We start from the raw sequence: 11,664 nt of genomic DNA on the forward strand, positions 1-11,664 counted from the left end.
CGGGCGCCTGCAAGGCGATGCAACTAAAGACTGCGATAGAGGCGTGCCAAACCGTCGGCCATGGCGGTCGACGCCCCTAGCTCAAAGCGTTCGCACAAACGGCGGTTGTCCGCCTTGGAGTGCCGGATGTCTCCGGAGCGGGCCGGGGCATGACTCAGGTTCAGGGACTTGCCGCTGATCTGTTCCAGGGCGGCAATCAGGTCATTGAGCGTAGTCACGCCACCGAGCCCGACATTGGTGGCATCGACGGGAGGCTGCGCACATTCGAGACCCTGGACGAGGATCTTCACCAGGTCTTCGACATAGACAAAATCGCGGGTTTGCCCACCGTCGCCGAACACCGTGATCGGCCGTGCGGCTTTCGCCCGCTCGCTGAAAATGCTGATGACTCCGGAGTACGGCGATGACGGGTCCTGGCGCGGCCCGAAAATATTGAAGAAGCGCAGGATCACCGGCTCCAGTCCATGCTGGCGGCGATAGAAATCCAGGTAGTGCTCGCTGGCGAGTTTGTCCGCCGCATAGGGTGTCAGGGGGGATTTGGGCGTGTCTTCAGCAATCGCGGTGCCCTCCCCGTTATTGCCATACACCGCCGCGCTGGAGGCAAACACCACACGCCGGATACCGGCGGCGACCATCGCCTCGCAAACCCGCAGGGTGCCAATGAAATTGCTCTGGTGGGTGCGTACCGGATCTTCGACCGAGGCCTGGACCGAGGCCACGGCGGCCAGATGCACCACCGCACTGCAACCCTGCATGGCTTCAGCCAGGACGGCGGCATCGGCGACATCACCGACCACCAGCTTCAGGGAAGCATTGTTCATCGGCAGGTTACTCACCTTACCGCTGGACAGATCGTCCAGGACCCGAACGGCATGGCCTTTGGCCAATAACGCATCCACAAGATGAGAGCCAATGAAGCCGGCGCCCCCTGTAACCAGTATCCGTTCGGCAGACATAAATCATCCCAAGAGAAAATGTGGCGCAATCTTCATCGTCTGATGCTGGCACTGCTGGAAGGGAGCCGAGGCTATTCGCCTTGATGGCTGATCTTCCCTGCGCCGCCCGCTCTCTTTTAAGGGCTGTGTCGCCTTTTCATGGAGAGCCTTCAGAACGATGGCGTCAAAAAAACATGAGTAAAGTCAATTACTCAGGCACGCCATAGTGGGATATCAAGCTGATATCGTCAAGAATATGTCTATGTTTTTTATATTTTTTAACCAACCCTCAAAAAAAGCCAATATTTTGGCTGCCCACTGCAAATCTCAAACCCACGAGCTGGCATCACCGCTACTCAAACCACTCCCGCCGCTCCTTGAACGTGCCCAGCACCAGATCGACGATCAACTGCACCTCTTCCCTGCCCTCGGCTTCACGGCGAGTCGCCAGCCAGGCCCGACGCTGCATGGGTTCCTCGAACAACCCCGGCAGTGCCACCAGCCCACGATCGAAACGGGTGATATAACAAGGCAACAAACCGATGCAGGCGCCGCACCGGATCATTTCCAGCATCAGCTCATAGGAATGCACCTGCACCACGCCCGCCAGGCGCTGCTCCACCAGATGGTTCCACGGTTGGAAGTCGTCGATCTGCCGGTCGTGCTGCCATTGCACCAACATGTAGTCTTCAAGATCGGCAATCACATCCGGGCGCGCCGCCACCCGCGAATAACGCTTGGCGATATGCGGCAGGTAATCCAGCCGTACCAGGGGCTGCGGCGGGCTGATGGCGAAGCTCGGCCCCGAGACCGGCGAGTCCGGGCCGCACAGCCAGACCACCACGTCGGCGCTCAAGGCCTGCAAGGACATCACGCTGTCCACCGGGATGATTTCCAGGCGGATGCTGGCATTGCGGCGCAACAGCGCGATCAGGTCGCGACCGAGGATGTCGTGCAGGATCGATTCGGCAATCGCCAGGCGTACCAACGGCTGTTCCATGATCGGCAGACGTCGTTCATGGGCCAAAGCGATCAGTTGCGCCTGCAACTGCTGGCCGTCGCGGCTGAGGATCAGGCTGCTGCCCTCATACACGAGCAGTGGTCGATTGGCGCGTTCTTCCAGCAACGCCAACTGCTTGCGCAGTTGGGTCGACTTGATATTCAAGCTGCGCGCCGCCTGCATAAAGCAGCCGCAGCGGGCACTGGCCAGAAAGACCTGGGCCGTCTGCGGTTCCATCAGCCTGGCCAAGGCCAGCCAGGGCTCGTGCGGCTCGCTCGGGCTGTGGTAGTCCATGACGCCCACTCGCGGGGCGTCTTCATTCAACGACATAATACTGACTCCCTGTCGGCATCCGGGGACGCCCAACCATCCAATGGCAATTTCTTGTCAGGGCTTTTCTTCCAGCACCTGGTTCAAGGCCGCACCGTCGATACTCAAGGTCGCGGTGTTGAGCATGCCTGCCAGGTAAGCCTTGGCAATCTGTTCCTGACGCTGGCTGCGCAAGGCTTCGCGCAGACGGTCACGCAGTTCGTCCAGGGTCGCGGTGCGCGCCGGCTGCATTTCGTTGAGCTTGACGATATGGAAGCCCGCCGGACTTTGCACCGGATCCGCCACCGCACCGGTCTTGAGCCGCGACACGGCGCCACGCACCTCCGGCAGCAGTTGCTGCAGCGGTTGCAGACCGGCATCGCCACCGCGCTTGGCGCTGTCGCGATCCTGGGAATACTGGCCCGCCAGCGCGGCGAACTCGCCCGGTGCGGCCTGGGCCCGACGACTCAGTTCCACCGCCTGTTTACGCACGCTTTCCAGCGACTGCTGATCCGGCACGGCGAGGAAAATCTGGCTGACCCGGTACAACGGCGGCGTCTGCCAGGCCGATTTGCCGCTGTCATAGGCCTGTTGCAGCTCTTCGGCGCTGGGGTAGTCCGCCGGCACCTGGCTGACCGACGCCAGGTAGCTGCGAAAGACGATCTGCTCGGCGGCGGCGCGGGTCTGCTGCTCGATATCCGGGCGCTGCGGCCAGCCCTGGGCATCGGCCTGTTCGATCAGCGCCTTTTCCGCCAGGCGCGTCCGCAGCCAGCTTTCCAGGGCTGCACGATTGCCACGCAGTTGCTCACGGGAATCGGCCGGCAGGGCCGCAAACACGGCTTTCAGTTCCTGGGCATCGACTTGCTGGTTACCCAGGCGGGCCACGGCCGGGGCGTTCGACGTCGGTTGCAGCGTGGCGGTTGCCGGCTGCACCGCCGCCACCGGATCGCTGCCCGGGCGCATGACCAGGGCCAGCACACCGACCAGCACGGCCAGCGCACCGGCGCCGGCCAACAGGTTGCGTTTTTTCACAGGGTCGCCTCCTCCTCATGGGCCACAGGCTCGACACCGGCTTGCGGTTGGGCCTGCAACTGCGCCGCCCGCTGGCTGTAGTCACGCAGGTAGACAATGAACTCCTGCAGCAGGCGATCCCAGAGTTCCAGGTTGCCGCGCAGGTAGTTGGCGCTGACACCGGCGGCCACCACCACATCCATTTCCATCACCAGGAACTCGCCCTGTACCGACATGCGGGCAAAACGCCGCGAAGCATTCCACAACTCGGCCAGGCCGGCCGGCAGCTCACCTTGCACCCGCAGGGCACAGCTGTAGGTGAAGTCGACATAACCCCCCTCGCCGGCCGCTGGATTACCGAAGCGCACGGCGTAACCGATGCCCTGGCTGGCGCTGAGCAGTTGCACGATACCGTTCTGCTCGGTGCGATTGACCCGGTAGCCGGCGCCTTGCAGCAGTTCGGTCAGGCTGTCCGGGGTCACGTGCTCGATCAATTGTTCGCTCATAAATTGTTCTTCCTTGCAGGTCATTGATTGACGGATACGTGGGTCGCATCGAACTGGTTCTTGTAGAGGTTGTCGCCGAAGGTCTGCGCCATTTCCTCGAACTTGACCCGGGCCCCGCCGGCAAACGGCTGGCGAATCTTCATCACCTCGGCCACATCGATTTTTTCGTAGGCGGCGAGGATCTCCTTGGCGACCCCGTACATCTGTTGATTCTTGACCGAACATTGCTGCACTTGTGTGTCACGCTCGGTCAACTGCACCTGCAAGCGCGCGCGCTCGGCCTCCTTGGCCTTGGCCAGTACCAGCAGGTCGTCATAGGCTTTCTTGAACTTGCCCAACTGTTCGTTGCTGGCGGCGGCAAACGCCTGGGCCTGGTTTTGCAGGTTCTGTTGCTGGCCGGCCAACTGCTCGCTCAACCCCTTGGCCTTGGCCAGCTCTGCTTCGAGCTGCTTGATCTGCGCCTGGGCCGCCTTGGTCTGGTTTTCGGCGGCGATCCGTGCCGCGCCGGCCTGGGCCTGTTCGCTCTGCAACGCTTGCAATTGCTGGGTGGTGCTACGCAACTGGGTGCGCAGGCGCTCTTCCATGCCTTCGGCGGACGCGCCATTGGCCAGCGCCACGCCGACCAGCAGCAACAACGTCGACCAACGCACCTGGGCTCGCATGTTCATGGGGTCTCCCTCGCGCTTAGAAGCGCGTGTTGATTTCAAGCTGCATGACATCGATATCGAACGGCGCGCCATACACCGCCTCCGAGTTGAGCCAGCGCGCGGTGGCGATCACGTTCTTGTCCAGGCCGTAGTTGGCCCCGAGGAAGAAGCCCTTGGCGTTGGTCCCGCCGAGGTGGAACGAGTTGTCGTTGAAACCGTCGGGCAAGGCATCCGGCTGGATGTACTTGTAGCCGCCGAAGACGTTCCAGTCGCCCTGGCGCTTGAGGTCCAGGGCGTTGCCGAGGGTGAACTGGACCATCATGGCGTTGGCGCCGCTCTGGATTTTGCCGTCGTTGTCCAGGTTGTTGACGACCTGGCCCGCGGCTCGTCGGTTCATTTCGCCTTCGTCGTAGCCCAGGTTGTGCACGTAGTCGGCCTGGCTGCGCAGCTTGAAGTCTTCCGGCAGGTCGCTGTCGAGCACCAGGTTCAGGTCCAGCAGATTGAACTTCGAGGCCAGGCCGACGAATTGCGGTTGTGCCGTGGTGGTCGGGGTCAAAGGGTTGATGGCGATGTCCCGCAGCAGGAACACCGTGTTGCCCTTCTGCATGAACGCGGCGCGGGTGCCGTCGGAGCTGCAACCCGGGTCCCCGGCCCAAGGTCTACAGGTGTCGGAGCGCTGGCCTTCGATGTCGTCGAAACGATAGTAGGCCAACGCCCCCTTGAGCTTGTTGTGCTCGCTGAACTGCCAGGTCGCCCCGGCTTGCAGACCGTAGAGCCACTTGTCGGCGCTTTTTTGCTTGTCGTAGCCGTTGCTGCTGGCGGTGTCGGAGCTGTACTCGATGGGGAACGCGCCAACGGTGCCGAACACACCCCAGTCGGCGTTGAGCTTCTGGTTGAAGATCGCCGCCACACCATCGAAGTTCAGGTCGGGGGAATACAAGATGTCGGTGGAGAAGAACGGGTTGGCGATACGCCCGCCGGTCAGGCTCAAGCGGTCGGAGTACTTCCAGGTCAGGTAGCCCTGGTCGAGCCAGAGGTCTTTCTTGGCGAAACCACCGCCGAGCACCTGGGTGGTCGAGACCGGGTTGTTGTCGGTACCGGTGCCGATGCGGATGCCAGCGGTCCAGTCCGGGGCGACAACCGCCTTCATACCCAGCCGGGCGCGGATGCGCAGGGAGTCGCCGCGGTCTTCGCGGGTGTTGAGCAACGGCGGCAGGCTGGTGCTGGTTTTCGGGTTGACGTCGTAGGGGCCGCTGGCATTGAGCTTGGCGAAGTCGACGATCTGGTTGCTGTTGCCGCTGGAGTAATAACGCGACTCGTCGCGCAGGCGCAGGTCGCCGTCGAAGCTGATGCGCGAGACCCAATCCGGGAAGGTATTGGGCTGCGCCCAGTTTTCCTGCTTGGCGGTGGCCATGACTTCGGCCTTGACCTGGTCGCGGATCTGATCGCGGACAATGGCCGGGACGTATTGCACGCGAACCTCGCCTGGCGTCGCAGGCGGCCCGCTGGCGGCAACGGCGCTGGCCTGGCGCGCCTGGACGGCTTCTTTCTCGGCCTGGGCGATCAGCCCGTCGGCCTGTTCCTGCTTGAGTACGCCCTGCTGCACCAGCAGGCGGATCAGGTTGATCGTGGCGTTTTCCGACGGCGCCGCGGGCGTTGCCGCTGCCGCCTGGCCGACCAGGGTCGCGATGACCAGGCCGACCGCCAGGCTCAATCGATTCACATTGGAAATCATTTGCACACAACTCCTATGACAAGACTGCGAATGGGGTGAACTAGCCGGGACGCCGGCCTTGCAAGGCAATACGCACCGGCAGGGTGATCGACGCCGGCGGCCGTTCGCTCAAACGCGGCGCGGCGCGCAGGGCGGCCAGTACCTGGGCATCGAGCTTCGGATCGCCACTGGACTTGACCAGCTCGGCCCGGGTGATCTCTCCGGCCGCGCTCAGCCAGATATCGGTCTGCAGCGCAAAAGCCAGGTTGCGCAGTTGCGGGTCTTCCTTGAGCAAACGCTGGAAGGAATAAGCCAGGAACTGGCTGTAGGTGCCGTTACCCAGCCGCCCTCCTCCGGCTCCGGCCATGCCGCCGCCCTTGCCCGCGCCGATGTTGAAGGCGTCGCCGCCAGACTGGGCGTCGCCGTCGATCTGCATCGGGTTTTCCAGGTCGTTGACCGGTGACGGCGGTGCTTCCTCCTGGGGCTTGACCTGTTCCGGTTCCGGGGTCGGTTCAGGGATCTTTTCTTCCACCGGGGTTTCCGGCTCCTTGGGCTTTTCCGGCTCGGGTGGCGGTGGCGGTGGCGGCGGCAACGGAATCAACATCGGCACCTTCGGCGCTTCCCGGCGCACACCACTCATATCGTGGGCCCACTGCCACAGGAACCAGGCCGCGACGGCCCCCAGCAGCAGCCCCGCGCCCCACTTCAACAGGCGCAACGGCGACTTCTTCAAGGGGTCGGGGCTGATCGGTAATTTCGCGGTCATGGTCAGCCCTGGGTCGGTTTGCCGGTGACCAGCCCGACCTGGGACAACTCCAGGCGCCGCAGCAGGTCGAGCACTTCGATGACTTTCTGGTACTGCACCGTGGCGTCGCCGCGCACGATGATCGGAAAGTCCGGACTCTGGGCCTTCTCGATGCGCAGGCGCTCCTCCAGCTCCGGCAGCGTCACCGGATAGGCGTCGAGAAACACCTGGCCACCGTCGTTGACCGAGATGGCCTTGGTCTTGGCCTGGGACAGCGACACCGAGGCGCTGGCCTTGGGCAGGTGGATCTGGATGCCCGAGACCTGGGCGGTGGCGGTGAGGATGAACATCACCAGCACCACCATCAGCACGTCCACCAGGGGCGTGATATTGATACTGTCCACTGGCGCGTCATCGTCATCGTCGTGGGAGGCATTTACGCTAGCCATGGCTGTTCCCCTCAGGCCGGAATCGACGTGGTTGGTTGATCGGCATGCAGGCCACGGCGCTGGGCGTTTTCGTGGGAGTGGCTCTCGCCGTGCATCTCGGCCAGGCGGGTGATGAACTCGTCGACGAACACCCGCATGTCGGCGCTGACTTCCTTGTTGCGGGTGATCAGGCGGTTGTAGCCGAACAGCGCCGGGATCGCGACAAACAGGCCCATGGCCGTGGCCAGCAAGGCCGCCGCCATGCCGGGGGCGATGGCGTTGATATTCACGTCACCGGCCATGGCCGTGCCGAGGAACACCACCATGATCCCCAGCACGGTGCCGAGCAGGCCGATATAAGGGCCGCCGGCGATGGCATTGGACAGGGTCGACAGCTTCGAGCTCAGTTGCTGGTTTTCCCGGGTGCGCACGCCGTCCATGGAGCAGCGGATCGCCTCGATGGTCGCCGCCGAGACCGTCGAGGTATCGGCGCCCTGGGCACGGCGAGTACGGATCTCCTTGACCGCCACCAGGTACAGGCGCCACAGCGAGGAATGCTCCAGGCGGCGGGCCAGGTCCTGGTCGTCGGCAAACATTTCCAGGCGGGTACCGATCTGGGCGAATTGTTCGCGGAAGATCTCGTTGGCCCGGCTGACCCGGCCCAGGGCGCTGTTCTTGCGGATCATGATGAACCACGACTGGAACATCATCAGCACCAGGACCGCGATGATCACCCAGGCGTCCGCCGGCACCGCCTTGAGCAGGAAGCCCAGGCTGCCGAAGCCGAAGCCCGACTGCTCTTCGTCTGCGCCATAGGCCACCAGCTTCGATTCGGCCCCCTGGGACATGGCATCGGCCAGCAACGCGGCGGCCGGACGCACGACCTTGGACAGGCGCAGTTCGTCGATGGCGCCCTGGAAGGGTTGGTAGAGCGCGGCGACCGGAGCCGCCGGATCGGCGGCGGCGACCGGCAACTCGGCACCCACGGCGATCGGCGAGTTGAACGCGGGGACTTCCTGGGCCAGGCTCGCGGTCTCGCGACCGTTGACGAACAGCGTCACCTTGCTGCCCTGGACGGTGACGGCCAGGTGCTGCCATTGCCCCGGGTTCAGCGCCTGGGTGGAAACCCCGCGCTGGCCATTGACCTCCACGAATGGCGTGCCCTGGCTGACACCGAGCACAAAGGCATGACCGCCTTCACGGCGGGTGATCACCGACTGCTCGCCCGTGGCCTGGTCCAGGCGCACCCAGGCGCTCAGGGTCAGGGCACCGCCGGCGCTGTATTGCAGCGACGGGCTGGCCGGCAGCGACAAGGCCTGGCCGCCCAACTGCAAGGCACCGCCGATCACGCCGTCGATACGGCTGCCAGTGGCGTTCTGCGCGTTGTTGGCGAAAGCAGTGGCATCCTTCGGCGGCGTGCCCGCTGCGCCGTCAAAGTGATAGACCGCGGTGTAGTTGGGATCGAACGCCAGTTGGCCGTTGCTGACCGCCGGTGCCTTCGCGTTGCCGTAGTACATCCACAGGTCCTGGCGTTGGCCCCCTTCGACCTTGGGCACATCGACCCAGATCAGCGCCATGCCCATCAGCGGGTCGAAGCTTTCGATCTGGTAGTTGAGCTGGGTCTTGTCGTCCGCCGCGACAAAGCGCAGGTCCGAGCCGTCCTCCTTGACCCCGTCGAAGGTGAAGTTGCCGGTATGCAGGCGCACCAGCAGGCTGCTACGGCCGGGAGCGTCGTTGATCGCCGCGCCTTGTGCCGTGGTGTCGACGGTAATCTGCTTGCGGTAGTGCCAGTCGTCCTGCCACCAGGCATTGGCGGTCGCCGGGAGCGCGAGGCCCAGGCAGATCAACAGGGATATCATCAGGCGCTGCATGAAAATTGCTCCGTAATTAGGTTCAGAAAGTCGCTTGCAGGCTGAAATGCAAACGCGAGTCCTGCTTCTGCGTGTTCGGTCCATTGACCAGCGGGTAGCCCCAGTCGAGGCTGCCGGACAGCCATTTGCTCAGGCTGGCCCGAGTGCCGAGACCGACACTGGCCAGGCTGTAATCGGCTTTCTGTTCAGGCAGCGGCTCGCGCAGGTACAACTGGGCACCCTCGGCGAAGGCATACAAGCGCCACTCCTGGACATAGCTGCCCAGGTACTTGGCCAGGGACGGCGTGCGCAGCTCCTGGGAAAACAGAAAGCCTTGATCGCCGGTGACTTCCGCGGCGAGGTAGCCGCGCACCGAGGTGGCGCCGCCGGCGGACATCTGCTCGTTGGAAATCAGTGGCCCGGAGGCCAGTTGGAACGAGGTCTTGGACGCGCTCTGCCACTCGCCGAAAATGTCCTGGGTGTAACTCAGGTCGCCTTTGAGCAGGGCGAAACTGGGGCTGGCGCGATAACGCTTGTTATCGAAGTCCTGGTCGTTGCTGCCGTAGCCGAAGAACGCCCGGGTGCCGACCACCAGGCTCAGGCCAAGGCCCAGCTGGGATTTCTCGGTGTAGCGGTAGCCGTTGTAGCCGAAGGTCAACGGCGCGTACTTGAGCGGCACGGTGTCGCTGCTGCCGCCGAGCTTGAGCTGTTCCTTGAAGTCCTTGAAGTCCACGCCCAGCGACAGCGAGTTGGACCAGATGCCGCCCCCCGGCACGGTGTAGATGCCCGAGACGCCATAGGAATGGCCCTTGCCCAGCACGTTGCTGCCGCCGATGGTGGCGACGTTGCTGTCGGACTGGTAACCGGAAAACTGCACGGCCCAGCGGTCGTTCAGCGGCGCGCTATAGGAGCCGGACCAGACCTTGGCGTTGCTCTGGTCCTCCGGTGCGGTGAAATAGGTCAGGGAGATGCTGTGACCCAACTGCCAGAGGTTGTCGTAGCCGATCGAGGTGACGGCGCGCAGGTCCTTGGTGTCGGCGCTGTGGTCGTTGTTCAGGCCGACACTGCCGTGCCAGGGGTTCTTGTCGTCCACTTGCAGGTCGACGTCCATGGTCCCCGGGCGCTGACCTTCGCGGACCAGCGGCATGACCTGGCGACCGGGGCTCTTGTTCAGCGCCGCCAGTTCACTCTGGACATGGGCAAAGTTGGGGACGTCGCCTTCCTTCAGGGCCGGGACATCGTCACGGATCTCCACGGGCGAATAGTGCTGGGCACCGACCACCCGGACCCGGCCGACCTTGGTTTCGCTGATCTGCAGGTAGACAATGCCGCCCTCGACCTTCTGCTCCGGCAACTCGACGTACACCGACTGGTAACCCTTGGCCTGGTAGCTTTTCTGCAAGGCCTCGCGGGCGCCCTCGATATCGCTCAGGGCTTTTTGCGGACCGAGGAACGGGTACACCGCCTCCTCGATATCCCGCGCTTGCAGCACGGTGTTGCCACGCACGACATATTCGTTGACGTCGACCAACTTGGCCGGCGCCTCATCGGCCAGCAGCGGACGCCCCAGCACCGCCAGGACCAGGCCGCCACACACCGGCAGCCAGTGCCCGGCCAGTCCCGGTCGTGCCCTTTTGAAGAACAAATGCTCCACACCGCCCCCTTGATTCAAAATGGCCACGAACGCAGTCGAGGCCGTATGGGCCCGGGTCAATACCCCGGGCACTTCAGTTATTCACGTTCGATATCGACGGGTGCCGGGCCAGCCAGGTATGCAGCTGGGCGAAGTTCAGGGAGAACTCCGGCATCTGCAGCAAGGCGCCGCAGAACACTTCACCGATGATTTTCTGGATCAGCAGCACCGCCTGCGGGTGATCCAGCAGCGTGGCGATGTCCTTGCTCAGCACACTGAAGTTCCAGACCTTCTGGTTCAGGTCGAGGCCGACGAACCAGCGGAACAGCAGGTTGTAATTGAGCTGCTCGTAGAGTTGCTGCTCGCTGGGTACCGAATACAGCAGTTGCAGCAAGAGAATGTGCATGACGGTCTGGGGGGCGATCTGCATGCCGGAGTCGGCATTCAGCGAGCGCAGGAATTCACGATCGTCGTCGAGCAGGTCGTCGATCTGCGGACGCAGCAACACCAGGGAATGGCCGGGCGGGATATAGCTGGAGACTTCCTTCAGGGCGCCCTGCCAATCGTCCTGGGAGACAATCCAGACCCAGGGCGCACCGTAGCGATAGACCGAGACGGGCTTCTTGCGTGCCGCCTCGACGATCTTCGACAAACGCTGATCCAGTTCCTGCATGCCTACCTTCGAGTAACGTTCCATAGTTCTCCTCGTCTCTCTGCCGGCCTTGCCATGGCATGGGGACAGGTCCCCTTGCGTGCCCTTGACCGCTTCACATATCCATGACCGGGCTGGCCTTGTGCTACCGAACTTTTGTCATAAAAGCTTCATTCCATGGCGGCGTTCGAGGTGTGTGGAAGACGGTCTCGCAGGCAAAAAAAAGGCGGCCAT

At 63.3% G+C, this 11,664-nt stretch carries 11 protein-coding genes; all 11 read right to left on the bottom strand.

Features of this window, described 5'->3' with window-relative positions; genetic code table 11:
- Positions 1-23 precede the first annotated feature (23 nt).
- The 11 genes from M5C71_RS02300 to M5C71_RS02350 all read right to left on the bottom strand — a co-directional run bounded on the left by M5C71_RS02300 (position 24) and on the right by M5C71_RS02350 (position 11,475).
- Positions 24-956 carry an NAD-dependent epimerase/dehydratase family protein gene (locus M5C71_RS02300; RefSeq protein WP_177098964.1) on the bottom strand — a complete coding sequence of 311 codons (933 nt, stop codon included), beginning with the start codon at positions 954-956 and terminating at the stop codon, positions 24-26.
- A gap of 331 nt (positions 957-1,287) precedes the next feature.
- Positions 1,288-2,265: a LysR family transcriptional regulator gene (locus M5C71_RS02305; RefSeq protein WP_248767104.1), complete on the bottom strand. Its 978-nt coding sequence runs from the start codon at positions 2,263-2,265 to the stop codon at positions 1,288-1,290.
- Between the two features lie 57 nt (positions 2,266-2,322).
- Complete coding sequence (locus M5C71_RS02310; protein WP_248767105.1) at positions 2,323-3,276, bottom strand: peptidylprolyl isomerase; 954 nt, start codon at positions 3,274-3,276, stop codon at positions 2,323-2,325.
- On the bottom strand, positions 3,273-3,761 hold the full coding sequence (locus M5C71_RS02315; RefSeq protein ID WP_248746508.1) for a YbjN domain-containing protein: 489 nt from the start codon (positions 3,759-3,761) through the stop codon (positions 3,273-3,275). The genes M5C71_RS02310 and M5C71_RS02315 overlap by 4 nt, the downstream gene beginning before the upstream one ends.
- Positions 3,762-3,781: 20 nt before the next feature.
- Positions 3,782-4,429 (bottom strand): DNA repair protein, encoded by a 648-nt coding sequence (locus M5C71_RS02320; protein ID WP_248767106.1) that lies wholly within the window; start codon positions 4,427-4,429, stop codon positions 3,782-3,784.
- 16 nt (positions 4,430-4,445) lie between these two features.
- Complete coding sequence (locus M5C71_RS02325) at positions 4,446-6,143, bottom strand: putative porin (protein WP_248767107.1); 1,698 nt, start codon at positions 6,141-6,143, stop codon at positions 4,446-4,448.
- A gap of 40 nt (positions 6,144-6,183) precedes the next feature.
- Positions 6,184-6,888 carry an energy transducer TonB gene (locus M5C71_RS02330; protein ID WP_248767108.1) on the bottom strand — a complete coding sequence of 235 codons (705 nt, stop codon included), beginning with the start codon at positions 6,886-6,888 and terminating at the stop codon, positions 6,184-6,186.
- Between the two features lie 2 nt (positions 6,889-6,890).
- Complete coding sequence (locus M5C71_RS02335) at positions 6,891-7,316, bottom strand: biopolymer transporter ExbD (protein ID WP_103495630.1); 426 nt, start codon at positions 7,314-7,316, stop codon at positions 6,891-6,893.
- 11 nt (positions 7,317-7,327) lie between these two features.
- Complete coding sequence (locus tag M5C71_RS02340) at positions 7,328-9,166, bottom strand: MotA/TolQ/ExbB proton channel family protein (protein WP_248767109.1); 1,839 nt, start codon at positions 9,164-9,166, stop codon at positions 7,328-7,330.
- Positions 9,167-9,188: 22 nt separating this feature from the next.
- Complete coding sequence (locus M5C71_RS02345; RefSeq protein ID WP_248767477.1) at positions 9,189-10,799, bottom strand: ShlB/FhaC/HecB family hemolysin secretion/activation protein; 1,611 nt, start codon at positions 10,797-10,799, stop codon at positions 9,189-9,191.
- A 73-nt stretch (positions 10,800-10,872) separates the two neighbouring features.
- Positions 10,873-11,475: a transposase gene (locus M5C71_RS02350; RefSeq protein WP_177098958.1), complete on the bottom strand. Its 603-nt coding sequence runs from the start codon at positions 11,473-11,475 to the stop codon at positions 10,873-10,875.
- Between the last annotated feature and the right edge of the window lie 189 nt (positions 11,476-11,664).

Source organism: Pseudomonas sp. MWU12-2345 (genome assembly GCF_023242385.1).
In the GTDB taxonomy this organism is placed as follows: domain Bacteria; phylum Pseudomonadota; class Gammaproteobacteria; order Pseudomonadales; family Pseudomonadaceae; genus Aquipseudomonas; species Aquipseudomonas gingeri_D.